The organism is Amycolatopsis thermophila, from assembly GCF_030814215.1.
In the GTDB taxonomy this organism is placed as follows: domain Bacteria; phylum Actinomycetota; class Actinomycetes; order Mycobacteriales; family Pseudonocardiaceae; genus Amycolatopsis_E; species Amycolatopsis_E thermophila.
Genome location: NZ_JAUSUT010000001.1, coordinates 2,667,703 through 2,691,326, shown reverse-complemented (window position 1 = coordinate 2,691,326; position 23,624 = coordinate 2,667,703). Strand labels below are relative to the sequence as shown.

General features: G+C 71.9%; 25 protein-coding genes and 1 tRNA gene. 10 read left to right on the top strand and 16 right to left on the bottom strand.

Translation table 11 applies throughout. From position 1 onward, the window contains the following. Positions 1 to 10 precede the first annotated feature (10 nt). On the top strand, positions 11 to 1,228 hold the full coding sequence (locus FB470_RS13435) for an MFS transporter (RefSeq protein WP_306991566.1): 1,218 nt from the start codon (positions 11 to 13) through the stop codon (positions 1,226 to 1,228). 43 nt (positions 1,229 to 1,271) lie between these two features. On the opposite strand, the gene FB470_RS13430 is transcribed toward FB470_RS13435, so the two are convergent. The 6 genes from FB470_RS13430 to FB470_RS13405 all read right to left on the bottom strand — a co-directional run bounded on the left by FB470_RS13430 (position 1,272) and on the right by FB470_RS13405 (position 5,379). Beyond that, on the bottom strand, positions 1,272 to 2,042 hold the full coding sequence (locus FB470_RS13430; protein WP_306991564.1) for an MBL fold metallo-hydrolase: 771 nt from the start codon (positions 2,040 to 2,042) through the stop codon (positions 1,272 to 1,274). Next, entirely contained in the window at positions 2,039 to 2,803 is a 765-nt protein-coding gene (locus FB470_RS13425) for an NUDIX hydrolase (RefSeq protein WP_306991562.1), read from the bottom strand. Before FB470_RS13425 ends, FB470_RS13430 begins: the two co-directional genes overlap by 4 nt. Positions 2,804 to 2,857: 54 nt before the next feature. Further along, the gene (locus FB470_RS13420; protein WP_306991560.1) at positions 2,858 to 4,009 is read right to left on the bottom strand and encodes a hypothetical protein; all 1,152 of its coding nucleotides are present in this window, start codon (positions 4,007 to 4,009) and stop codon (positions 2,858 to 2,860) included. A gap of 34 nt (positions 4,010 to 4,043) precedes the next feature. Next, on the bottom strand, positions 4,044 to 4,676 hold the full coding sequence (locus FB470_RS13415) for a hypothetical protein (protein ID WP_306991558.1): 633 nt from the start codon (positions 4,674 to 4,676) through the stop codon (positions 4,044 to 4,046). Further along, entirely contained in the window at positions 4,677 to 5,132 is a 456-nt protein-coding gene (locus FB470_RS13410; protein ID WP_306991557.1) for a RidA family protein, read from the bottom strand. It lies immediately after the preceding gene. An 85-nt stretch (positions 5,133 to 5,217) separates the two neighbouring features. Then, positions 5,218 to 5,379 carry a DUF4177 domain-containing protein gene (locus FB470_RS13405; protein ID WP_167110427.1) on the bottom strand — a complete coding sequence of 54 codons (162 nt, stop codon included), beginning with the start codon at positions 5,377 to 5,379 and terminating at the stop codon, positions 5,218 to 5,220. A gap of 71 nt (positions 5,380 to 5,450) precedes the next feature. Between FB470_RS13405 and FB470_RS13400 the strand changes: the two genes are divergently transcribed. Beyond that, positions 5,451 to 6,455 carry an ArsA-related P-loop ATPase gene (locus FB470_RS13400; protein WP_306991553.1) on the top strand — a complete coding sequence of 335 codons (1,005 nt, stop codon included), beginning with the start codon at positions 5,451 to 5,453 and terminating at the stop codon, positions 6,453 to 6,455. After that, on the top strand, positions 6,455 to 7,570 hold the full coding sequence (locus FB470_RS13395; protein ID WP_306991551.1) for an ArsA family ATPase: 1,116 nt from the start codon (positions 6,455 to 6,457) through the stop codon (positions 7,568 to 7,570). Before FB470_RS13400 ends, FB470_RS13395 begins: the two co-directional genes overlap by 1 nt. Here the strand turns inward: FB470_RS13395 and FB470_RS13390 are convergent. Further along, complete coding sequence (locus tag FB470_RS13390; protein ID WP_306991550.1) at positions 7,567 to 7,857, bottom strand: WhiB family transcriptional regulator; 291 nt, start codon at positions 7,855 to 7,857, stop codon at positions 7,567 to 7,569. The two genes, FB470_RS13395 and FB470_RS13390, sit on opposite strands and share 4 nt — an antisense overlap. Before the next feature lie 212 nt (positions 7,858 to 8,069). On the opposite strand from FB470_RS13390, the gene FB470_RS13385 reads away from it, so the two are divergent. The 3 genes from FB470_RS13385 to FB470_RS13375 all read left to right on the top strand — a co-directional run bounded on the left by FB470_RS13385 (position 8,070) and on the right by FB470_RS13375 (position 11,373). Beyond that, the gene (locus FB470_RS13385) at positions 8,070 to 10,229 is read left to right on the top strand and encodes a transglycosylase domain-containing protein (RefSeq protein ID WP_306991548.1); all 2,160 of its coding nucleotides are present in this window, start codon (positions 8,070 to 8,072) and stop codon (positions 10,227 to 10,229) included. A 69-nt stretch (positions 10,230 to 10,298) separates the two neighbouring features. Beyond that, a complete protein-coding gene (locus FB470_RS13380) occupies positions 10,299 to 11,270 on the top strand; it encodes a metallophosphoesterase (protein WP_306991547.1) in 972 nt (323 codons plus the stop codon). Positions 11,271 to 11,299: 29 nt separating this feature from the next. After that, positions 11,300 to 11,373 (top strand) — tRNA-Pro (locus tag FB470_RS13375). Between the two features lie 277 nt (positions 11,374 to 11,650). On the opposite strand, the gene FB470_RS13370 is transcribed toward FB470_RS13375, so the two are convergent. Then, entirely contained in the window at positions 11,651 to 12,397 is a 747-nt protein-coding gene (locus tag FB470_RS13370) for a class I SAM-dependent methyltransferase (RefSeq protein ID WP_306991546.1), read from the bottom strand. Between the two features lie 38 nt (positions 12,398 to 12,435). On the opposite strand from FB470_RS13370, the gene FB470_RS13365 reads away from it, so the two are divergent. Continuing rightward, positions 12,436 to 14,268: a S9 family peptidase gene (locus FB470_RS13365; RefSeq protein WP_306991545.1), complete on the top strand. Its 1,833-nt coding sequence runs from the start codon at positions 12,436 to 12,438 to the stop codon at positions 14,266 to 14,268. On the opposite strand, the gene FB470_RS13360 is transcribed toward FB470_RS13365, so the two are convergent. From FB470_RS13360 to FB470_RS13345, 4 genes are all read right to left on the bottom strand, one after another. Next, a complete protein-coding gene (locus tag FB470_RS13360; protein WP_306991544.1) occupies positions 14,262 to 15,653 on the bottom strand; it encodes a glutamate decarboxylase in 1,392 nt (463 codons plus the stop codon). The two genes, FB470_RS13365 and FB470_RS13360, sit on opposite strands and share 7 nt — an antisense overlap. A 75-nt stretch (positions 15,654 to 15,728) precedes the next feature. Then, a complete protein-coding gene (locus tag FB470_RS13355) occupies positions 15,729 to 16,205 on the bottom strand; it encodes a Dps family protein (RefSeq protein ID WP_306991543.1) in 477 nt (158 codons plus the stop codon). Positions 16,206 to 16,229: 24 nt separating this feature from the next. Further along, complete coding sequence (locus tag FB470_RS13350) at positions 16,230 to 16,649, bottom strand: organic hydroperoxide resistance protein (protein ID WP_306991542.1); 420 nt, start codon at positions 16,647 to 16,649, stop codon at positions 16,230 to 16,232. Positions 16,650 to 16,712: 63 nt separating this feature from the next. Beyond that, positions 16,713 to 17,258 carry an NADPH-dependent FMN reductase gene (locus FB470_RS13345; protein WP_306999235.1) on the bottom strand — a complete coding sequence of 182 codons (546 nt, stop codon included), beginning with the start codon at positions 17,256 to 17,258 and terminating at the stop codon, positions 16,713 to 16,715. Between the two features lie 125 nt (positions 17,259 to 17,383). Here FB470_RS13345 and FB470_RS13340 point away from each other — a divergent pair, with 125 nt between their 5' ends. After that, positions 17,384 to 18,430 carry an alpha/beta hydrolase gene (locus tag FB470_RS13340; protein ID WP_306991540.1) on the top strand — a complete coding sequence of 349 codons (1,047 nt, stop codon included), beginning with the start codon at positions 17,384 to 17,386 and terminating at the stop codon, positions 18,428 to 18,430. 64 nt (positions 18,431 to 18,494) lie between these two features. On the opposite strand, the gene FB470_RS13335 is transcribed toward FB470_RS13340, so the two are convergent. Continuing rightward, positions 18,495 to 19,001, bottom strand: a complete 507-nt coding sequence (locus tag FB470_RS13335) for a hypothetical protein (RefSeq protein WP_306991539.1) — start codon at positions 18,999 to 19,001, stop codon at positions 18,495 to 18,497. A 339-nt stretch (positions 19,002 to 19,340) separates the two neighbouring features. After that, a complete protein-coding gene (locus FB470_RS13330; protein WP_306991537.1) occupies positions 19,341 to 19,835 on the bottom strand; it encodes a hypothetical protein in 495 nt (164 codons plus the stop codon). A gap of 363 nt (positions 19,836 to 20,198) precedes the next feature. Here FB470_RS13330 and FB470_RS13325 point away from each other — a divergent pair, with 363 nt between their 5' ends. Next, positions 20,199 to 21,386, top strand: a complete 1,188-nt coding sequence (locus tag FB470_RS13325; RefSeq protein ID WP_306991535.1) for an MFS transporter — start codon at positions 20,199 to 20,201, stop codon at positions 21,384 to 21,386. An 86-nt stretch (positions 21,387 to 21,472) separates the two neighbouring features. Next, positions 21,473 to 22,003: an AAA family ATPase gene (locus FB470_RS13320; protein WP_306991533.1), complete on the top strand. Its 531-nt coding sequence runs from the start codon at positions 21,473 to 21,475 to the stop codon at positions 22,001 to 22,003. Positions 22,004 to 22,241: 238 nt separating this feature from the next. On the opposite strand, the gene FB470_RS13315 is transcribed toward FB470_RS13320, so the two are convergent. Next, the gene (locus tag FB470_RS13315) at positions 22,242 to 23,114 is read right to left on the bottom strand and encodes an aldo/keto reductase family oxidoreductase (RefSeq protein ID WP_306991530.1); all 873 of its coding nucleotides are present in this window, start codon (positions 23,112 to 23,114) and stop codon (positions 22,242 to 22,244) included. A 145-nt stretch (positions 23,115 to 23,259) separates the two neighbouring features. Next, positions 23,260 to 23,613, bottom strand: a complete 354-nt coding sequence (locus FB470_RS13310; protein ID WP_306991527.1) for a hypothetical protein — start codon at positions 23,611 to 23,613, stop codon at positions 23,260 to 23,262. Positions 23,614 to 23,624 lie beyond the last annotated feature (11 nt).

The window sequence follows — 23,624 nt, the reverse complement described above, 5'->3', positions numbered from 1 at the left end:
ACTGGTACGCGTGTCCCAGACGTCTCTCGCCGACTACCGCGCTGCCCTGACCACGCCGGGCGCGACCCGCCCGATGGTCGCGTCCATCCTGGCCCGCCTGCCGATCGCGATGATCGGGCTCTCCGCGCTCCTGTTCGTGCAGCAGGAGATGGGGTCGTTCGCGGTCGCGGGGCTGGTGTCGGCGAGCTCGCTCGTCGGCGTCGCGGTGGGGTCGGTGGTGCAGGGCAGGCTCATCGACCGCTTCGGGCCGACCCGCCCGCTGCTGACCTCGGCGGCGTTGTTCGCGGTGATCCTGGTGACCCTCGCGCTGGCGATCGAGGCCCACGCCGCGACCGGGCTGCTCGTGCTGCTGTCCTTCGGCATCGGCATCACCGAACCGATGGTCGGGTCGGCGTCGCGGGCCCTGTGGGGACGGCTGGTGCCGGACGTGAACGCGCGCAACGCCGCCTACGCCTACGAGGCCATCAGCATGGAGGTCTTCTTCATCCTCGGCCCCGGCGTGGCCGGCCTGCTGGTCGCGGCGCCGTGGCCGGGCACCGGGATGGTCGCGGGCGGCGCGTGCATGGTCACCGGTGCGGTCCTGTTCGCGCTGAGCCCGGCCGTGCGGGCGTGGGGACCGGCGGGCGAGACGCACCGCTCGCTGCTGGGCGCGCTGAGCAGCCCGGGCATGCGCACGCTCGCGCTGGCCGCGCTCGGGTTCGGCGTGGTGATCGGGTTCGTCGAGGTCGCCGTGCCCGCCGCGGCCACCGAGGCCGGGGAACCGGCGCTCGGTGGCGTGCTGCTGTCGGTGTGGTCGGTCAGCTCGGTCGCGTTCGGGGTGGCGTACAGCCTTCGGCCGTGGCCGCGGGAGATGCCGTTGCGCCTGCCCGCGCTGCTGGCCGGGTTCGGCGTGCTCGTGGCGTTGCTGGCCTGGCCGTCCACGCTGTGGGGGCTCGCGCTGGCGATGCTCGCGGCCGGTGCCCTGATCACACCGCAGTCGGCGACGCACTCGGCGGCGATCGAGCTCGTCGCGCCGAAGGGCACCGCCGCCGAGGCCTTCGGATGGGTGCTGACCGCGGTGACGCTGGGCCTGGCGTTCGGCCAGTCCGTCAGCGGCTACCTGGTCGAGCACGCCGGTCCGTCGGCGGCCTTCCTGACCGCGACCGCCGCGGCGCTGGTGATCGCCGCGGTCGTGTACCTGCTGCGCGGCACCGTGAAGGCACCGCGGGAGCAGGTCCTGGTCTCCTAGCGCGCCGATGGCACGCCGGAGTGGCCATCGAGCCGGGCCGGCCTCACCGAGTCCGGATGGACCGCAGGTACTGCATCTGCGCGTTGACGCTGTGCTCCGCGGGTGTCCACAGTGCACGGTCGACGTCGGCGTAGACGATCTCGACCACCTGCCGCGCGGTGGCGTCCGGGCCGAGCTGCTCGAGAGCCCGGCGGACCTGGTCGAGCCGCTGCTCGCGGTGGTCCAGGTACTGCTGGGCGACCGCCCGGAGGTCGGCCATCTCCGGGCCGTGACCGGGCAGCGCGAGCAGGCCGGCCGGCAGCTCGATCAGCTTCCGCAGCGAGCCCAGGTACGAACCGAGGTCGGTCAGCACCGTCGTGCCGCGGCCCAGGATCGTGTCGCCGGTCAGCACCTGGTCGCCGATCCGCAGGCACACCGAGTCGGCGGTGTGACCGGGGGTGTGCACGACCTCGATGTCCAGGCCCGCCGCGGAGATCACGTCACCGTCGGCGAACGGCTCGGCATCCCGGCACAGCGCCGCGTCGAAGGCCCGCACCGGCGCCTGCACCCGCTCGGCCAGCCACGGCGCGCCCTCGGTGTGGTCGGGGTGGTGGTGCGTCAGCAGGATCAGGGCGACCGGGCCCTGCTCGGTGAGCAGCCGCAGGTGGTCGAGGTCCTCGTAGCCCGGGTCGACGATCACGCACCCGGGCGCACCGGGCGCTCGCAGGATCCACGTGTTCGTGCCGTCCAGGGTCATGGTGGACGGGTTGTTCTCCAGGATCACCGACGCGGTCGGCGAGACCTCCCGGCGGACGCCGTAGGCGGGGTGCGTCATTCCACGACCACCCGGATCTCGTCGCCGTCGCGGATGAGCTTGGGGATGATCGCCTCGACCGTGCGCTCGGCGGCCAGCGCCTCGGCGGCCGTGTCGAAGGCGGCCAGCTCGGAGAGGGTGTACCAGGTCGGCGGCATCAGGGTGCTGCGGCCCGCCTCGGCGTCGGCCAGCGCGTCGGCCGGGCGCTGCCACCCGGAGGACTCCGCCTCGGTGGTCTTGCCGTCGGCGTCCTGCCCCTCGGGCAGGATCGCGGCGAAGAACCGGGTGTCGTAGCGGCGCTTCTCCTGCACCGGGGTGATCCAGTGCGCCCACGGGCGCAGCAGGTCCGAACGCAGCGTGAGCCCTTCGCGGGACAGGAAGTCGGCGAGCGACAGTTCACGGGACACCAGCGCGTCCCGGGCATCGGAGTACTTCGCGGTGTCGGTGACGACGTCCTCGGCGGTGCCGGCGAGCAGCACGCCGGACTCCTCGAACGTCTCCCGCACGGCCGCACACACCAGTGCGCGGGCGATCTGCTCGGTCCCGTTGAACCAGCCCGCCCAGTCGGCGGCCGGCGGGCCGGCCCAGGCGATCGTCGCGTCGGCGTCGCGCTGGTCCACCCCGCCACCGGGGAAGACCGTCATGCCCGCGGCGAACGCCATGGCGGCCACGCGCCGCTGCAGGAAGACTTCCAGACCGTCCACGCCGTCCCGCAGCAACAGCACCGTGGCCGCGTCGCGGGGCACGGCCGGTTCGGCCGGCTCCGCGACGGAGAAGTTCATGCTTCCCGGGATTCGAAAATCAAGTTGCACCACACACGGCAACTTACGTGTTAATCAGGAACCGGAGAAGCCGTCGACCCAGCGCGGGTCGTCCTCGGACCGGCTGACCCCGTTGGCGCGGACCTTGGCGGCCTCGGCGCGCTCCCGCTCGGCGAGCTCGGCGTGCAGCTCGCGCAGCAGCTGGCGGTCGCGTTCGGACAGCTGCGGGTCGTTCAGGTCGAGCTCCGGGATCTCGATCACCTCGCCCGGCCCGATCGTCGCGGACGCCACTGCCCTGGGCTTTTCGCCGTCCTCCTTGGCCAGCTGCGCCCGCAGCTGCGCGACCTCCTCGGACGTCATGTCCATGGTGGCCTCCGCCCGGGACGGCTGGGGTGCGTCCGGTTTGAACAGGTGACCGGGCCCGCTCTGGACCTCGGGCTCTGCGGGTGTGTCTTCGGTCACCGCGGCAGTCGTGTCCTCCGCCGGGGGTTCGGGCTCCTCGGGCTCGTCCCCGGCCGCGATCGAGGCGTTCGCCACATGACGGCCGGAGCCCTGGCGCTGCGCCGGCGCCGAGGGGGCGGACGAGGGCACGGCACCGCCGGAGAGCCAGACCGCGGTGGCCGCGTTGAGCGCCTGCTCGTGGTAGCGGGACCGCTCGGTGGTCGGACCGGTGACCTCGACGACCGACCGGATCCCGGACCGGCGCAGCGCGGCGTCGATGCGGTACGCCGCGGCCGGCGGGTTGCCCTCCGGTCCGATCTCCACGAGCACCACGCGCTGCGGCAGCGGCCCAGGCACGCTGCCGGCCGGTGTGTTGCGCCACACCGCGTGCACCGAGCGCAGGTCCGGCAGCACCTGGAGGGTGCGGTCGAGCGCGTCGGCGATGCCGTGTTCGGGCTGGTTGTCGCCGGTGAAGCGGTGCAGGACGCCGGTTTCGGCCTCCGGGTCGTTCACCGTCAGCTGGTCGGCGAGCGTCGCGTCGGACCTGGTCAGCTCCAGCACCAGGGCCAGCTCGTGCCGTTCCGCCTCGCGGACCGGCAGCCGGCCCGCGATCAGCGCGCCGGTCGTCAGTTCGGCGGCCTCGTCGAGGCGCGCTCGCGCGATCAGCTCGCGCGCCTCCGACAGCAGGCTGTCGTCCAGCCGGCCGGCCAGCCCGAGCAACAGGTTGTGCAGCCGCAACGGCACCGCGAACCCGTCGCCCGCGATCCCGTCGTGGACGTCCACCATCTCGCTCTCTCCCTCCAGCTCGGCAGGAGTGCCGTTACGCGGCGACGAGCCGGTGCCCGGTGTCCACCGCTCCGACGCAGACGAGCTCCGAGCTCGCCAGTGCCGCGCGGTGGTACTCCGGCAGCTCGAACCGCGGCGGCAGCACCTCGACGCTGGGTTCCTCGTCCCCCAGCACCCGCAGGACCCGCTGCAGCTCCCCGGTCAGCCTCGGCAGTCCCGACAGGGCTGTGATCAGCAGCACGCGCTTGGATTCCTCCCCCGTGCGCTGACGCCAGCTCTGCCGCACCTCACCGACATCCGGCCGCCCCCGCAGGGTGGCGTGGACCAGCGCGGACACCGAGTCAACCGAGTTCACCTGATCGGGTGCACTCGGGGTGAATGTGTACCGGTTCTCGCCGACCTCGTCCACCCCCAGGGTGGAACTCACCTGGTGCCAGTCCGCGCCGTGCGGCACGAGCCCGGCCACGAGCAGGCGATACTCCGGCTGGTCGAGATCGATGTCGTGCTTGAGCAGCGTGCGCGGCAACGTTCGAGCCAGGGTCGACATCGCGCCCTCACCCAGCCAGTCGCGGTAGCGCCACAGCAGCCGGTCGGGCATGCGCCCGGCCAGCCGCAGCAGCAGCTCGTGACACGAGGATTCGATATCGGGGTCCTTGTGGGCGTCCATTCAGCTCACCTCGACAATCAGTTCGACCTCGACCGGTGCCCCCAGCGGCAGCTCGGCCACACCCACCGCCGAGCGGGCGTGCGCGCCCGCGTCGCCGAAGATCTCGCCGAACAGCTCCGACGCGCCGTTGATCACGGCCGGCTGGCCGGTGAACCCTTCGGCGGACGCGACGAACCCGACGACCTTCACGATCCGGACGATCGACTCGAGACCGACGAGCGAGTCGACGGCCGCGAGGGCGTTCAGCGCCGCCGTCCGGGCGTAGCGCTTGGCCTCCTCGGGGCTTACCTCGGCGCCGACCTTGCCGGTCGCGGCGAGCTTGCCCTCGACGAACGGCAGCTGGCCCGAGGTGTACACCTGCGAGCCACTGCGCACGGCCGGCACGTACGCGGCCACCGGAGCGGCGACGCCCGGCAGCTCGATCCCGAGTTCGGCCAGGCGGTCGCCCCAGCTCATGCCGCCTCCTCTCCGGACGCGGCAAGCCGCGGCAGTGTCACCACGCCGGCGGGCACGGCACTCGGTGATTCGCTCGCGAGCTCGCTCATGCCTTGACCCGCTTGAGGTAGGCGACGTGCTGCTCCCCGCTCGGGTTCGGCAGCACCGTGACCAGCTCCCAGCCGTCCTCACCCCACTGGTCGAGGATCTGCTTGGTCGCGTGGATCAGCAGCGGAACGGTGGCGTACTCCCACTTCGTGGCGCTCATGGGGCCAATCTAGTGGTGGTGTGAAGCTCTCCTCGCGGCGGCGGCGTGATCGCTCATTTACGCTGGATCGTGTGAGCACACCCCTGGCCGGATGGACCGACGAGCTCGCCCGCGCCCGGTTGCACTTCGTCACCGGCAAGGGCGGCACCGGCAAGACGACCATGGCCGCGGCCCTCGGCATCGCGCTGGCCAGCCACGGACGGCGCGTGCTGCTCGTCGAGGTCGAAGGCAGGCAGGGGTTCGCGCAGCTGTTCGACACCGAGCCGCTGCCCTACGCCGAGCAACGGATCGCGGGCGTGCCCGGCGGCGGCGAGCTGCGGGCGCTGCACATCGACGTCGAAGCGGCGCTGCTCGAGTACTTCGAGATGTTCTACAACCTGGGCTTCGCGGGCCGGACGCTGCGGCGGATGGGCGCGATCGAGTTCGCCACCACGCTCGCGCCGGGCCTGCGGGACGTCCTGCTCACCGGCAAGATCAAGGAGTGCGTCGGCCGGACCGGCCCGGACGGCAGGCACGTCTACGACGCCGTCGTGGTCGACGCGCCGCCGACCGGCCGCGTGGTCAAGTTCCTCGACGTCACCAAGGCGCTGACCGACCTGGCGAAGGCCGGCCCGATCCGCGGCCAGGCCGAGGGCGTGGTGCGGCTGCTGCACTCCGAGGAGACCGTGATCCACCTGGTCACCCTCCTGGAGGAGATGCCGGTGCGGGAAACCGTCGAGGCGGTCGCCGAACTGGACGGCGCGGACCTGCGGCCGGGCGCGGTGCTGGTCAACCGGGTGCGGCCGCCGCGGCTGCCCGCCCGCTCGATCACGCCCGCCGCGGACGGGCGGGTGGACGCCTCGCGCGTGCGCAGCGGCCTGGCCACGGCCGGGCTCGAACTGCCGGACGCGACGCTCGACGCGCTCGTCGCGGAGACGGTCGAGCACGCCATCCGCGTCGCGGCCGAGCAGCGGGCACGGGAACAGCTCGCCGAGGCGGACCTGCCGACGCTGGAGCTGCCGGAGGAGTCCGGCGGCATCGACCTCGCCGCGCTCTACGACCTCGCCGAGTCGCTGACCGACCAGGGAGTGCGCTGATGACCGAGCGGCTCGACATCGACGCGTTGATCGACGACCCGAAGAGCCGGATCGTGGTGTGCTGCGGCTCGGGCGGGGTGGGCAAGACCACCACCGCGGCCGCGCTGGCGCTGCGGGCGGCCGAGCGCGGCCGTCAGACGGTGGTGCTCACGATCGACCCGGCGCGGCGGCTCGCGCAGGCGCTCGGGCTGCGCGAGCTGGGCAACCACCCGCGGCAGGTGTCGGTCGCCGGCTTCGAGCCCAAGGGCGAGCTGTGGGCGATGATGCTCGACATGCGGCGCACCTTCGACGACATGGTGCGCACCCACGCCGGGCCGGAACGCGCCGAGGCGCTCCTCGCGAACCCCTTCTACCAGACCATTTCCACGTCGTTCTCCGGCACCCAGGAGTACATGGCGATGGAGAAGCTGGGCCAGCTCGCGGCCACCGACGAGTGGGACCTCATCGTCGTGGACACCCCGCCGAGCCGGTCCGCGCTGGACTTCCTGGACGCGCCGAACCGCCTGTCCAGCGCGCTCGACGGGCGCATGATCCGGCTGCTCACCGGCCCGGCGAAAGCCGGCGGCTGGGGCATCCGCAAGGTGGTCAGCACCGGGTTCTCGATCTTCGCGAAGGCCGTGTCGACGATCATCGGCGGCCAGCTGCTCGCCGACGCGTCCGCGTTCATGCAGGCCTTCGACAGCATGTTCGGCGGGTTCCGGGAACGGGCCCGCAAAACGGCCGAGCTGCTCCGGTCGGAGGGCACGTCGTTCCTGGTGGTGGCCTCGCCGGAGCCGGACGCGCTGCGCGAGGCCAGCTACTTCGTGGAGCGGCTCGGCGGCGAGAACATGCCGCTGGCCGGGCTCGTCGCCAACCGCACGCACCCGGTGCTGGCCGACCTGTCGTCCACCGCGGCGCTGTCCGCGGCCGAAAAGCTCGAGGCGAGCGCGCCGCTGGCCACCGCAGTGCTGCAGCTGCACGCGGACCGGGTGGCGCTCGCCGAGCGGGAGAAGCGCCTGCTGGCGCGCTTCACGCGCGCCCACCCCGGAGTCCCCCTGGTCGAGGTGCCCGCGCTCCCCAGCGACGTGCACGACCTCGGCGGACTCCGGGAAATCGGCGACCGCCTGGCTTCTTAAGAAGCCGCTTCCGCGAAGTCCTTGCGCGCGGAATCGAGCAGTTCGGTCCAGGAAACGACATCCGGGCGGCGGCGCAGCAATGCGCGGCGTTCCCGTTCCGTCATTCCGCCCCAGATGCCGAAACTGATGCGGTTGTCCAGCGCCTCGGCCAGGCATTCGGTGCGCACCGGGCATCCCATGCAGACCAGTTTGGCGCGGTTCTGGTCGGCGCCGCGCACGAACAGCTCATCCGGATCCGCGTCCCGGCAGAGGGCGCGAACGCGCCAGCTCTGTGGTGTGGATTCCATCCCCCAAGCTCCCCTCGTGATGTGACGGCTCACCCGGAGCCTCCCCGGCTCCGCCATACGTGAGACGTTGACGGACTGTAGAGGCCCGCGGTTCCCGCCGCCAAGAGTCCGGGGGAAATTCGTTACCCGAACACGCTGCGCACACCGCGATCCCGTGGTACGCGCACGACGCGGCGCGGCGGGGGAATGCCCGTTCCCACTACCCTGATGGCGTGCGCAAGACGGATGGTCTGTTCAAACTGCTCGGCCTGTGTTTGCTCGCGGGAATTCTCGTCGCGGGGGTGCTGTTCCCGGTCGTCGGCGCGGCCGGGGTCGCGTCGAACAGGGCGAGCGAGACGGTCGACAGCATGTCCGCCGAACTCGCGAACGTGCCGCCGCCGCTGGTCACCACGATCACCGACTCGGCGGGCAACCAGATCGCCACGCTGTACGACCAGTACCGCATCCCCACCTCGGGCGACCAGATCAACGAGGCGATGAAGTGGGCGCTGGTCTCGACCGAGGACAGGCGGTTCTACGAGCACCACGGCGTGGACTGGAAGGGCACGCTGCGCGCCGCGCTGAGCAACAGCGCGGGGGGTGACACCCAGGGCGCCTCGACGCTCACGCAGCAGTACGTCAAGAACTACCTGATCAACGTCATCTACCGGGACGACGAGGTGGGCCAGAAGAAGGCCCAGGAGCAGTCGGTCGCCCGGAAGCTGAAGGAAGCCCGGATCGCGATCCAGCTCGAGAACACCATGAGCAAGGACCAGATCCTCACCAGCTACCTCAACGTCGTCGAGTTCTCGCGCAAGATCTACGGCGTCGGCGCGGCCGCCCAGGCCTACTTCAACACCACCGCCGACAAGCTGTCCGTCACGCAGGCCGCGCTGCTTGCCGGCATGGTCAACAACCCGCCGTTCTACGACCCGTGGACCCACCCGGACCGCGCCACCGAGCGCCGCAACCTGGTGCTGGACCGCATGGTCGACAACCTGAAGCTGTCGAGGGCCGACGCCGAGCGGATGAAGACCGAACCGCTGGGCGTGGTGCCCGGCGGTCCGTCGAAGCCGGCGTCCAACTGCGTCGGCGCCGGGCCGGAGAACGGGTTCTTCTGCCAGTACGTCGAGGACTACCTGCTCACGCACGGCATGAACAAGGACGACCTCTACACCGGCGGCTACACCATCCGCACCACGATGGACCAGCGCGCCAACCACGAGGCGAAGATGTCCGCCCAGACCCAGGTGAGCAAGACGCAGAAGAACGTCGCCAACGTGCTGTCCCTGGTGCGGCCCGGCAAGGACCGGCACGAGGTGGTCGCCCTCGCGGCGAACCGCGACTACGGCACGGACGCCGGGGCCGGGCAAACGACGTACGCGTTGCCCTCGGGCGTCTACAACACCGGTGGTGCCGGGTCGAGCTACAAGATCTTCACCTCGGCGGCGGCGCTCCAGAACCGGGTGATGGGCATCTACGACACGTTCGAAGTGCCGAACTTCTACGTGTCGAACGTCTTCATCGGTGGGTCGCCCCGCTGTCCGCTGGTGGCACAAGCGACACGGGCCTATTGCCTGGGCAACGCCACCGACTACGAAGGCGGCACGCGGACGATGACCCTGCAGGGCGGGCTGCAGACCTCGCCCAACACCGCGTTCGTCATGCTCGAGGAGAAGGTCGGCATGGGGCCGGTCGTCGACATGGCGAGCAAGCTGGGCCTGCGCGAGACGATGTCGCGCAACATCGGTGGCGGCGAGGTGAAGGCGGACTCGAAGAACCCGGGCGAGAACAAGACGCAGACCGCCTACTTCGGCCCGACCGACAAGTCGCCCGGCCAGGGTTCGTTCACCCTGGGCGTGTCCGCGACGAGCAACCTGGAAATGGCCAACGTCGCGGCGACCATCCTCAGCGGCGGCAAGTGGTGCCCGCCCACCCCGATCGGCCAGATCCAGGACCGCACCGGCAAGCCGATCCCGATCAACGAGCAGCCGTGCGAGCAGGTGATGGACGAGGCCGCCGCGAACACCCTGGCGGTCGGCATGAGCAAGGACGACCAGCCCGGCGGCACCTCCGCCGCGGCGGCCGCCCAGGTCGGCTGGAACCGCCCGATGATCGGCAAGACCGGGACGACCCAGGCCAACGGCTCGGCCGCGTTCGTCGGCGGCACCCCGCAGCTCGCGGGCGCCGCGATGGTCTTCCGGCCCGAAGGCGGGAGCGGCGGCCTCTGCGACGGTGGCCCCGGCAACGTGTCGACCTGCGGCGAGGGCAACATGTTCGGTGGCAAGACACCCGCGCGGACCTGGTTCGGCGCGATGAGCAGGATCCTCACGCCCAACGACCCGGTCCTGCCGCTGCCCCCGTCGGACCCGCGGTACGAACGCGTTCACTGAGCCGCCCCGGGCACCGGTCCCGCTTCGACCGGTGCCCGGGGTGAGCTACCGACCCGTATCCTGGGGCAGGTGAGCACGGTGCGTGACAGCCACAGGGTGACAGCAAAACGCCTCGCCGCGGGGACGGTCGCGCTCGGGGCCGCGACCGTCGGGTACGCGTCCGGCATCGAGCGGCGGCACTTCGTCCTCCGGACCGCCGACCTGCCCGTCCTCGAGCCGGGCGCCCAGCCGATGCGCGTCCTGCACGTGTCCGACCTGCACATGCTGCCCGGCCAGCACGCCAAACAGCGCTGGGTCGCCGCCCTCGACCGGCTCGAACCGGACCTCGTCGTCAACACCGGCGACAACCTCGCCCACCCCAAGGCCGTGCCCGCCGTCCTGCGCGCACTCGGACCGCTCCTCGACCGGCCGGGGCTGTTCGTCTTCGGCAGCAACGACTACTACGCCCCCAAACCCAAGAACCCCGCCCGCTACCTCATGCCCCGCGGCAAGAAGAAGCGCATCCACGGCAGGAAACTCCCGTGGCGCGACCTCCGGGCCGCGTTCATCGAACACGGCTGGCAGGACCTCACCCACGTCCGCCGCACCCTCACCGTCGCCGGGCAGACGGTGTTCGCCGCCGGCCTCGACGACCCCCACCTGCGCCGCGACCGCTACGGCGAAATCGCCGGCCCCGCCGAAGCCGCCACCCTCCGCCTCGGCGTCACCCACTCGCCCGAGCCGCGCATCCTCGACCCCTTCGCCGCCGACGGCTACGACCTCGTCCTCGCCGGCCACACCCACGGCGGCCAGCTCCGCATCCCCGGCATCGGCGCACTGGTCACCAACTGCGACCTCGACCGCAGCCGCGCCCGGGGAGCCTCCCGCTGGGGCGCCCACATGTGGCTCCACGTCTCCGCCGGACTGGGCACCTCCCCCTACGCCCCGGCCCGCTTCGCGTGCCCACCCGAAGCGACGCTGTTGACGCTGGTCGCACGGGGAAAGACCACGACCGAACCCACCAAGGCAACCCCCCGCAAAGCCCCCCGCGCCATCCGCTAAACTCTTCCTCGACCCGCTGAGCAGTACATCGGGGTGTGGCGCAGCTTGGTAGCGTGCCTCGTTCGGGTCGAGGAGGTCGTGGGTTCAAATCCCGCCACCCCGACGGTTGGGGCAGGGGCTCTCTGTCCGCGAGTTCGCGGACCGGGGGCCCCTTCCCTTTGTGTCTTCTGGGGGTCGAACCCCCAGACCCCCGCCAGGGGGCAAGCCCCCTGGACCCCCCGCGACTTCCGCGCCTGGCTGGATGGGTGCCGCGGGTGCGCGTGTCGCGGGGCGACATCCGCGCGGGCGGAGCGGAGCCGCGGGTGCGCGTGGAGCGGGGCGACATCCGCGCGGGCGGAGCGGAGCGGAGTCGGGCGCGGAGGGAACCGCGCGTGGAGTGCCTACTTGAGCGCGACCAGCTCCACCCAGTACTGGGCGAACTCGCCGTCCCCGCTGTGCGACCAGGCCCAAGCGGACCGCGCGGCCGAGGCCAGCTGGTCCCGATCCACCGGCGAAGCACTCAAGGCGGCGTCCAACCGCGACTCCACGTACCGCGCCAGCGCCCGGTACGACATGTCCGACCGGAACCGCCCGTGCGTGCGCACCTCGCGGAACCCGGCAGCGGAAACCCACGAAGCCACGTGCTTGCCAGCGAACGGATCCCCGCCGGCCCGCCGCCGCAGCAGGTAGTGGCCCCGCAGGGCCGCCCTGACGTTCGCCGTCCCCGGTCTCAGCCGAGCCCGCGACCAGTCCGAAGTGGACAATGCCAGCGTCCCGCCCGGCCGCAGCACCCGCCGGCACTCCGCCAGCGCGTCGCCGGGCCGGGACAGGTGCTCGAACAACGCGTGCGCGAACACCACGTCGACGCTCTCGTCCGCCACCGGCAACGCGTACGCGTCCCCGGCCACGAACTCCACTTTGGACTCTTCCGGGAACTGGCGCGGTTCGCGGTCGACGCCGACGACACAGCCCCGCCCGGCGATCGTGGCGAACCCCGCGGTGATCGTGCCCGGACCGCACCCGACGTCGAGCACCCGCATGCCCGGCCGCAGCAGGCGCAACACGAACTCCGCACGATCGGCCGCGGTACGTGACGTCATCATCGCCAGCGCGTCCTGCGCGAACCCGGGCGCGTATCCCTCCAGCACACGCACACGGTACGGGCAGAAGCTGGCAGGATCGAGGGGTGACTACCCAGCACCCGCCCGCGAACATCCCCGACCGCCTCTTCGACGACGCCGAGGCCGAGGCACGGTGGCGCGCCCGGTTCCACGCGCCGCGCGTGTCGGTGCCGGACTGGGCGCTCGACTCGCCACAGCACAACGTCTACGTCTCCAACGCCAGCGGCGTGTGGGAGGTGTACGCCTGGAACCGCGACTCGGGCGAGCACCGGCAGGTCACCGACCGGCCCAACGGCACCCTGCACGCCACCACCTCGCCCGACGGCAGCGCCATCTGGTGGTTCAACGACACCGACGGCGACGAGTTCGGCACCTGGATGCGCCAGCCGTTCGACGGCGGTCCCGCCGAACCCGCCCTGCCCGACGTCCACCCCGGCTACCCGGCCGGGCTCGAGATCGGGCACCGCGTGATCGCCAGCGGCGTGTCCACCGACGACGGCAGCGAGCTGTTCGCCACCCGCGACGGGCGGACCACGCGCTTCTACACCAGCGAGCAGGACGCCGGCATCGGCGCGCTGTCCCGAGACGAGTCGCTGCTGGCGATCTCGCACGCCGAGCACGGTGACTCCCGCCACCCCGCGATCCGCGTCCTGGACACCGAGCGCTTCGAGACCGTGGCGGACAAGTGGGACGGCGAGGGCAAGGGCCTGACCCCGCTGGAGTTCTCGCCGGTCGCCGGTGATCAGCGGCTCCTCGTCCTGCACGAGCGCCGCGGCCGCGAGGAGCTGCTGGTGTGGGACGTCGCGGCCGGCACCGAGACCGAACTGGACCTCGGCCTGCCCGGCGAGGTCGTCGCCACCTGGTACCCGAAGGCCGACGCGCTGCTGGTGGTGCACTTCCACGAGGCCCGCAGCTCGCTGCACCGCTACGACCTGACCACCGGTGAACTGTCCGCTGTGGACACCCCGCCGGGCCGGATCGGCGGCGCCGGGGTGCGCCCGGACGGCACCGTCGAGTACTCGTGGTCCAGCGCGGCCGAGCCGGCCGTCATCCGCGCCCGTGCCGCGGACGGCGCCGACACGGTCCTGCTCACCCCGCCCGGCGACCCCGCGCCCGGCTCGGCGCCGGTCACCGACGCGTTCGTCGAGGGTCCCGGCGGCCGCATCCACGCCCTCGTCGCGCGCCCGCTGACCGCGCCGGACGGCCCGCTGCCGACGGTGTTCGCCCTGCACGGCGGTCCGCACGCGGCCGACGAGGACCGCTTCTCCGCCTACCGCGCGGTGTGGCTGGACGCCGGGTTCGCCGTGGTCGAGGTCAACTACCGCGGCTCCACCGGCTACGGCTCGGCCTGGCGGGACGCGATCGAGGGCCGCCCCGGCCTGACCGAGCTGGAGGACGTCGCCGCGGTGTACGACTGGGCCGTCGAGAGCGGCCTGAGCGACCCGGCGCGCATGGTCGTCTCCGGCGCCTCGTGGGGCGGCTACCTGACCCTGCTCGCCGTGGGCACCCAGCCCGACCGCTGGGCCGCCGGGGTGGCCAGCGTGCCGGTCGCGGACTACGTCGCCGCCTACGAGGACGAGATGGAGCAGCTGCGGCAGTTCGACCGCGCGCTGTTCGGCGGGTCGCCCGAAGAGGTGCCCGCCGTGTACCGGGAGTGCTCGCCGATCACCTACGTCGACGCGGTCAAGGCGCCGCTGCTGGTGCTGGCCGGCGACAACGACCCGCGCTGCCCGATCCGCCAGATCGAGAACTACCTCGATCGGCTGGCCGGGCGGGACGTGCCGTACGAGTTCTACCGCTACGACGCCGGGCACGGTTCGCTGGTGATCGCCGAGACGATCAAGCAGACCGCGGCCGAGGTGCACTTCGCGATGAAGGCGGTCGGCCTGGCTCAGTGATGGAAGGCGGTGCTGGTCTCGGGTTTGTGCTGGGGCCGGTCCTGCGCGTGCAGTTCGGGGAGCACCCGCGTGAGGTCGTCGACCAGCAGGTCGGCCAGGTCGTGGGTGAACCCGTTGCGGCACACGATCCGCAGCACCGCCAGGTCGGTGCGGTTCTCCGGGAACGTGTAGGCGGGCACGAGCCACCCGCGTTCCCGGAGCCGCCGCGACACGTCGAAGACGTCGAACGCGGTGACCTCGTCGCGGGTGGTGAACGCGAACACCGGTAGCTGGTCGCCGCGGGTGAGCAGCCGGAACGGGCCGAGTCCGGCGATCCGGTCCGCCAGCCGCATCGCCACGTCGCGGCAGGCCTGCTGCACCACCCGGTACCCCTCGCGGCCGAGCCGGACGAACGTGTAGTACTGCGCCGCGACCTGGGCGCCCGGCCGCGAGAAGTTCAGCGCGAACGTCGGCATGTCGCCACCGAGGTAGTTGACGTTGAACACCAGCTCGGACGGCAGGGCGTCGCGGTCGCGCCACAGCACCCAGCCGACACCGGGGTAGACCAGCCCGTACTTGTGGCCCGACGTGTTGATCGACGCCACCCGCGGCAGGCGGAAGTCCCACTGCAGGTCCGGGTCGAGGAACGGCGCGATCATCGCCCCTGACGCGCCGTCGACGTGCACCGGGATGTCCCAGCCGCGCTCGGCCTGCAGCTGGTCGAGGGCCGCGACGATGTCCGCGACCGGCTCGTAGCTGCCGTCGAAGGTGGAGCCGAGGATCGCGACCACGCCGATCGTGTTCTCGTCGCACCGCGCAACCGCCTCGGCCGCGGTGAGGTGGAACACCTCGCCTGCCATCGGCACCAGGCGCGGCTCGACCTCCCAGTACTCGCAGAACTTCTCCCAGCACACCTGGACGTTCGCGCCCATCACCAGATTCGGTCTGCCGGACCGGCCGAGCTTGCTCCAGCGCCGCTTGAGCGCCATTCCGGCGAGCATGCAGGCCTCCGACGAGCCGGTGGTCGAACAGCCCATGACGGCATCCGGGACGGGCGCGTGCCACAGATCGGCGAGGATGTTGACGCAGCGGCGCTCGAGCTCCGCGGTCTGCGGGTACTCGTCCTTGTCGATCATGTTCTTGTCGGCGCAGTCGGCGATCAGCTCGCGGGCCTGCGGCTCCATCCACGTCGTGACGAACGTGGCCAGGTTCAGCCGCGCGTTGCCGTCGAGCATCAGCTCGTCGCGCACCAGCTGCAGCGCCGTGTCGGCGGGCAGCGTCTGGTCGTGCAGCCGGTTCCGGGGCGGGGTGTAGGTGGCGGCCAGCGCCGGGTTCGTCACGGCGTACAGCGGGTTGCTCCCGCCCGGACGGTCGTCGGCCCCCTGGTCACCCGCGTGCAGCACCATGACTCGACAGTAGCCCGGATCACAGCGAACGGCCCCCCGTCCGGGTCCGGACGAGGGGCCGTGACGCGGGTGGGGTCAGGCGGTCTGCGCCTGCCACATCCAGTGGGCCTTCTCCAGCTCCTGGGTGATTTCGATGAACAGGTCCTGGGTGACCAGGTCGCTCTTGTCCGTCTCGTCGATGCGCTTGCGCATGCGCTGGATCAGGCCGGCGAGGATCTTCACGATGTTCTCGATCGTGGCCTCGACGTTCTGCCAGTTGTCCGGGTACTCCGGCAGGCCGGAACTCTCGACGACGGTCTTGGCCTTGCCGTTCGGCGAGATGCCGATCGCGTTGGCGCGCTCGGCGACCTCGTCGACGTAGTTGCGGGCGGTGTCCACCAGCTCGTCGAGCTGCAGGTGCACACTGCGGAAGTTCGAGCCGACCACGTTCCAGTGGGCCTGCTTGGCGATCAGGGACAGGTCCACGAGGTCGACCAGCGCGGCCTGCAGCGCGTTACCGGTGATCTCCTTGTCGGCCGGGGTGAGCGGGCTCTGGATGGGTGCGTTCGCCATCGAAAAATCCTCCTCAACGCTTCGTCAGGTCGTCGCGGTGATCTCGACCTGGATGTTTCCCCTGGTGGCGCGAGAATAAGGACACACCTGATGCGCCTGGGCCGCAAGCTCACCGGCCTTGTCCTGCTCCAGACCGGGCAGGTGGGCGACGAGTTTCACGGCCAGTTCCAGGCCGTCCCCGTTGCGGCCGATGCCGACCTCGGCGGTGACGGTCGATTCGCCGAGCGCGACGTCGCCCTTGCGCGCCACGGCCTGCAGCGCGCTGTGGAAGCAGGCCGCGTAGCCGGCCGCGAAGAGCTGCTCCGGGTTGGTCTTCTCGCCGCCCGGGCCGCCCATCTCCTTGGGCACGGCCAGCTGCTCGTCGATGACACCGTCGGACGAGGTCACCTCGCCGTTGCGTCCGTCACCGCGCGCCGTCGCGACTGCCGTGTACAGCGGTTCCACGTGATTCCTCCCCTGGCGGCAGGTGTCACCGGCTGGTTACCCAGGGGCCGCTGGAACCAACCCTCAGCGCCGGGCGCGGGCGAACTCCGCGACCTGGCGGCCGATCAGTTTCAGGGTGGTGAGGGCCTTCTCGTCGGAAGCGCCGCCGACCTCGTCGAACTTGACCTCGGCGGAGTTGATCGACCCGCCCAGCGGGGTCGGCCAGCCGCGCAGGGCGTGGGTGATGGTGCGGAGCTGGTCGAGCGTGGTGACCGCGGCCTGCCAGCCGTACGCGACGGCGGCCAGCCCGACGGCCCGTCCGTCCAGGTAGGGGCGTTCGTCGGGCCGCAGGTCCTCGACGTAGTCCAGGGCGTTCTTGATCAGCCCGGACAGCGCGCCGTGGTAGCCCGGGGAGACGATGATCACGCCGTCGGCCCCGCGCAGCGCCTCGACCAGGCGCACCGCCTGGGGCGTGCGCTCCTCCAGCGCCGAGTCGTAGAACGGCAGCACGAGGTCCTCGCCGGTCAGGGCGAGCGTCTCGGCGCCCGCCGCGGCCGCACTGTCGAGCGCGATGCGGAGGGCACGCTCGGACTGGGAGCCCGGACGCAGGGAACCGCCGATACCGACCACGTTGATCGCCGCACTAGTCACACTTCCGAGGCTAACCCCTCCACCTAAGTGGAGGACCACGCTGTGGGACGGAGGCCCGCATCACATCTGGTCAGGGTGGCTACCAGTGAGTAGCCTCACCGGTCATGGCGACCTCACTGCAGAGCCGCGTGGAAGCGGTCGCGGCTCAACTGATCTTCGGTCTCCCCGAGCGGGCGCGACGGCTCATCGCCGGGCGTCCGATCCGGCTCGACGGGCAGGAGCTGGCGCTGGACGCGCAGCTGCTGCTGCGGTTGCAGCAGATTTCGCGGGTGAGCATGACCGCGGGCACGCCCGAGCTGGCGCGGCAGCGGATCCTCGAGTCCGGCCACCTGGTGAGCGGCAAGCCGATCGAGCCGGTACGCACGCAGGAGGTCGTCATCCCGGCCGAGCACGGTCCGGTGCCGGCCACGCTGTACGTGCCCGACGGGCTGCCCTCGCCGTCGCCGCTGCTGGTGTTCTTCCACGGCGGTGGGTGGGTCGTCGGCAGCCGCGCGAGCCACGACAACGCCGCGCGCTACTTCGCCAAGCAGGCCGGTGTGCGAGTGCTGTCGGTCGAATACCGGCTCGCGCCCGAGCACCCGTTCCCGGCGGCCACCGAGGACGCCGTCGCGGCGTTCGACTACGCGCACACCAAGGCCGCCGACCTGGGCGTGGACCCCGAGCGGATCGCGGTGGGCGGGGACAGCGCGGGCGGCAACCTCGCCGCGGTGACCGCGCAGGTCACGACCGCGCGTGGTGGCGCCGCCCCGGCGTTCCAGCTGCTGCTGTACCCGGGTGTCGACGCCAGCAAGCGGAGGCGGTCGCGGGAGATCTTCGCGAGCGGCTTCTTCCTCACCGACGCCGACATGACGTGGTTCATCGACCACTACGCGCCCGCCGGGGTGGACCGGACGGACCCGCGGCTGTCGCCGTTGCTCACCGAGGACTTCACCGGGCTGCCACCGGCGTACGTGGCCACCGCCGGGTTCGACCCGCTGCGCGACGAGGGCGAAGAGTACGCGGCGAAGCTGCGCGCCGCCGGGGTACCGGTGACGTTGAGCCGCCAGCGCGACCTGATCCACGGCTACGTGAACTTCCTGGGCGTCGGCAAGCGGTTCCGGGAAGCGACCTCGGAGGCGGCCGGCGCGCTCCGGCTGGGCCTGCGGGCGTGAAAAGGACCGGGGTCCGGTGTGGACGTCCACACCGGACCCCGGTCTCCCCCTGCCGGATCGTTTGTCAGTGCACCGGAACCGGCACCGGAACCGGGAGCGGCGGGGCCGCGCCGAGCAACGAGGCCAGCAGGCTCGTCACCGTCTTCAGCAGGTTCTTGAGCAGGTTGCTGACGAGGTTCAGCGGCGGCGGCAGGTCCGGGATCTCCGGCACCGGCGGCAGCTGGCGGACCTCGCCGGCCTTGGACGGATCGGCCAGGATGCGGCTCGCCTCGGTGGCGTAGTCGTTGCCGGTGGCCGCGGCCTGCTGGGCGTCGGACTGGATGGAGTACTTCTGACCGGCGGCGAGGTCGGCGAGCAACGGGCTCATCCCGCCGAGCGAACGCTGGGTGGCCGCCACGTCACCGGCGTAGGCGGCCCTGGCCAGCTGGTCGCGCAGCTGGAGGACCTGCTCCCCCGCGGCCTCCGTGCTGGACGTCCCCTTCCCGTCCGCGGACGCCACCCCCGTGCCGGCCAACGCCAGCACGCCGCCCACCACCACAACCGCGATGCCCCGGGCGAATTTGCCTAACATTCCCTACCTCCTGGCCTCGGTGGACCTGTCAGGCTCATGCGTACCTGCCGTGTTGATCTCCCACCAGTCGGTCGGCTCCGGGTGGTTTCACGTGCCGGCGTCGGCGGCGGGACGATGGACCGCAATTGGTGAACGGTTCTCGGTTGTGCATCCCTCGGTTGATCAAGATTGTGCCGATCTGAGGTTGCGGAGGGTGTCCGGTTCACTCGCCGGGGACGCCAAACTCATCCGTGTGGAGCATCTTCCGCTGCGGGCGCCTGGTGGAGCCCGAGACCGGGCGCAAAACAGCCGGGACCCGAGGTGGAACAGTCCACATCGGATCCCGGCTGGGGGACAGCCTCAGGAAGCGGGCACCGTCAGCGCGGGCGGATTCCCGACCAGGGCGTTGAGCAGATCGGTGAGCTTCTGGATCAGGGTCTTCAGCAGGTCGGCCACGATGTCCAGCGGCGGCGGCGGGTTCTGCAGCGGTGACGCCGCGGGCGCCTGCTTCACCGCCGGCGCCTGGGACGGGTCGGCGATGATGCGGCTGGCCGTCTCGGCGTCGTTCTTGGCCGACGCGGCCGTTTCGCGCGTGTCCGACTGGACCGTGTACTTCTCGCCCACGGCGAGGTCCCCGAGCAACGGGCTCATCTGTCCGAGCGCCCGCTGGGTGCCGGGGACGTCGGCCGAATAGGCCGAGTCGACCAGGTCCTGCCGCAGTTGCACCAGCTGCTCACCGGCGGCCTCCGTGCTGGACGTGCCCTTCCCGTCGGCGGCGGCGACGGCGGCCCCGGCGAACGCCAGAACACTGCCGGCCACGACGCCGGCGATGATCCGGGCGAACTTGCCTCTCATTCCCTACCTCCTGGCCTTGGCGACCTCTCGAAGCCCAGGAGTACCAACGGTGTCGATCACCCACCACTCGACCACCCCATCGGGACGGTGTCCCACCCTTACGTGCCGGATCGGGTTCCGGCCCAAACCCCACAATCGGTCAATCCGCTGGATGTTTCATCGGCGGAAGCCCACAATCCGGCGCGGTCGCGCATCGCCGTGCGTGGCCGCGTCACCCGCTCGCGCCGCGACGCCCGCCTCATCGGAGTAATTCCGCCGGCCAAGCCGCACCGTTCGTCAACCCGGGCACCCACATGGCGTCCCCCACACGCACACCACGCCCGCGGCGGAAAAGGAGTTGCACGGGCGTGCCAAAGTGGGCGCATGTCCTTCCAGCCGTATCTGCGCGTCCTCGCCCTGCCCGGGGTGCGGACGGCGATGCTGCTGTTCTTCTTCACGCGGCTGCCGATGACCGCCACCGGGATCACGCTGACGCTGCACGTGGTCAGCGACCTCGGCCGCGGCTACGGCCAGGCCGGGCTGGTCGGCACGGCGACGATGCTGGGCAGCGCGCTCGGCGCCCCGCTGGTCGGCCGGATGATCGACCGTTACGGCCTGCGCCCGGTCACCGCGGTGTGCGGCACCACCTCGGCGGTGTTCTGGCTGGCCACCCCGCACCTGCCGTACGCGGCGCTGCTGGCGGCGGCCCTGCCGGCGGGGATGCTCGTGCTCCCGGCGAGCTCGATCGCCCGGCAGGTGCTCACCGCGCTGGTGCCGCCGGAGTCCCGCCGGTCGGCCTACTCGCTCGACTCGATCCTGCTCGAGACCTCGTTCATGGTCGGGCCGAGCGCCGGGATCGCGCTGTCCACCCAGGTGTCCTCGACGCTGGCGCTGAGCGGGATCGGCGCCTGGTTCGCCCTCGGCACGATCGCGCTGTGCTGGTTCAACCCGCCGATCCGGCACGACACCGAGACGGTCACGGCGGCGCGTCCGCCGCTGCGGGAGTGGCTCACGCCGCGGCTCGCCGGTGCCCTGCTGGTGGCCGCGGGCGCGCTGTTCTGCCTGATGGGGACGGAGCTGGCGACGCTGGCCGCGCTGCGGTCCACCGGCGAGGTGGGCTGGACGGGCCTGGTGATCGCGGTGATGTGCGTGGCGTCGGTGGCCGGCGGGGTCGTGCACGGTGCGGTGCGGAAGTCGCTGTCGCAGGCCCGGCTCATGGTGTTGCTGACCGCGCTGGTGATCCCCGTCGCGTTCGCGAGCGGGCTGCCGTGGTGGCTGCTGGCGCTCGCGCTGGTGCCGACGAACCTGGCGTGCGCGCCGACGCTCGCGTCGACCGCGGAGGAGGTCACGGGTCTCGCGCCGCCGCGCGTGCGCGGCGAGGCGATGGGCCTGCTCGACGCGGCCACCCGGCTCGGGATGGCGGCGGGCAGCCCGGTGGTCGGGTTCGTGATCGACCACGGCAGCGCCGGTTGGGGCTTCGCGGCGGCGGGCCTGTTCGGGCTCGGGTTCGCGGCGGTGGCGTTCGGCCTGCGACGGCGCGGGGCCGCGGTGCCTGCCGTGGCGTCGCCGTGAACGCCCGGTTTGACCGGTAAGTGTGGAACGCGGGCGGCCTGATCGCGCGTTGGCCCGGTATGAGGACCGCCGGCACCACCCTGGAGATGACGATCGAACCGCGCGCGCTGCTGGTGATCGCCGGGCTGCCCGGCTCGGGCAAGAGCACGCTGTTGCGCGGCACGCGCGCGAGCCGGCCGGTCGAGGTGCTCGACTCGGACCGGATGCGCGACCGGCTGGCCGCCGCGCTGCCGCCGGGGACGCCGTACCGCCGGTACCGGCCGGCGGTGCACGTCCTGCACCGGTTGCGGGTGGTGCTGGCCGCGGTCCGCACGCCGGGCCCGGTGGTGGTGCACGACCCGGCGACCGGCGCGGCGACGCGGGCGTGGCTGGTGCTGACCGGGCTGCTCACCGGACGGCGGCGGCACCTGCTGTGGGTGGACTGCACGCCGGAGGAGGCCCTGGCGGGGCAGCGAGCGCGGGGGCGCGTGCTGCGGGCGAGGGCGTTCTGCCGTCACCTGCGCCGCCTGCCCCGGGTGCGCGCCCTGCTGGTCGACGGGCGGCCCCGCGGCTGGCACGAGATCACGGTCATCGACCGCGACCGCGCCCGCCGGGGGTTGCGCCTGGTGGTGGACTAGCCGATCGCGTCCAGCCGCCTGCTGCGGGCCGCCTGCCGCCGCAGCGCCCGGCAACTCCTCACCACGGGATTAGCCGGACGCGTCCAGGCCCCGGCGGGCAAGTCGAGCACGGCGGCGCTCGCCCACACCGCGCCGCCTGCCCCGGCAACGCCCCACCGGGCAACCCCCTCGCCCCGGACTAACCGAACGCGTCCCCACCCCCGGCAGGCAAGTCGAGCACGGCGGCACTCGTCGCGGGCTAGCCGATCGCGTCCAGCTCGGCGAGCGCGTCGGCCGGCAGGTCGAGCGTCGCGGCGGCCACGTTGTCCCTCAGGTGCTCGATCGACGATGTGCCGGGGATCAGCAGGATGTTCGGCGAGCGGTGCAGCAGCCACGCCAGCGCGACGGCCATCGGGGTCGAGCCGAGTCGCGCGGCCACCGCGTCGAGCGCCTCCGACTGCAGCGGCGAGAACCCGCCGAGCGGGAAGTACGGCACGTACGCGATGCCCTGCGCGGCCAGCGAGTCGACCAGCTCGTCGTCCTCGCGGTGCGCCACGTTGTAGGCGTTCTGCACGCACACGATCGGCGCGATCGACTGCGCCTCGGCGACCTGCTCGGCGTTCACCGTGCTGATCCCGAGGTGTTTGATCAGCCCCTGCTGCTGCAGCTCCACCAGTGCGGTGAACGGCTCGGCGATCGAGCCGGGCACCGCCGAATGCCCGTCGTCCCCGCCGCCGACGCGCAGGTTGACCACGTCGAGCGCGTCCACGCCGAGGTTGCGCAGGTTGTCGTGCACCTGGGCGCGCAGCTGCTCCGGCTCGCGGGCGTGCACCCACGCCCCTTCGGCGTCGCGGATCGCGCCGACCTTGGTCACCACCACGAGCCCGTCGTAGGGGTGCAGGGCCTCGCGGATGATCTCGTTGGTGACGTGCGGGCCGTAGAAGTCGGCGGTGTCGATGTGGTTGACGCCGAGCTCGACCGCCTCGCGCAGCACGGCGACGGCCGCGTCCCGGTCCGCGGGCGGGCCGAACACGCCGGGACCGGCCAGCTGCATCGCGCCGTACCCCATGCGGCCGACCGTCAGTCCCTCCGCCATCGTGAAGGTCCCGCCCGCCAGAGTGTTCGCTGTCATCGATTTCCCTCCTGAACTGCCTGACGACGTCCACGATGCGCTTCGCCGCGGGGAACAGGCAGATCCCCGGCGATCCTAGGAGTCGCGGGGACACCCGAGCACCGCTCGGCACCGGGCATCCTCAGCGGGTTCCTGACGCGTCCGGCTACGTGCACGCCTGACGCAGGCGGTCGACGTTCGCCGCGTTGGTCTGGATCCAGTCGTTGACGTCGCTGAGTCCCTGCGCCTTGCGTTGCTCGAGCGCCACGTAGGAGTCGGCGATGGCGAAGAGGTTCTCCTTGAGCGTCTGGTCCGCGACCCGGTTGCCGAGGTCGCGCAGCTCGCCCGCCTTCTGCTCGGCCTGGCTCGCCACCTCCTGGGCCGTGGCGTTCGGGTTCAGGTTCGCCAGCCCGAGCGCCTTCGCGCAGGCACTGGCCCGGTCCGCCGTCTCGGCGGCCTCCGAACACCCGGCCAGCACGACCGCGATCCCGACGACGCCCAGCACCCGCGCGATTCTCACATCGCCCAAAC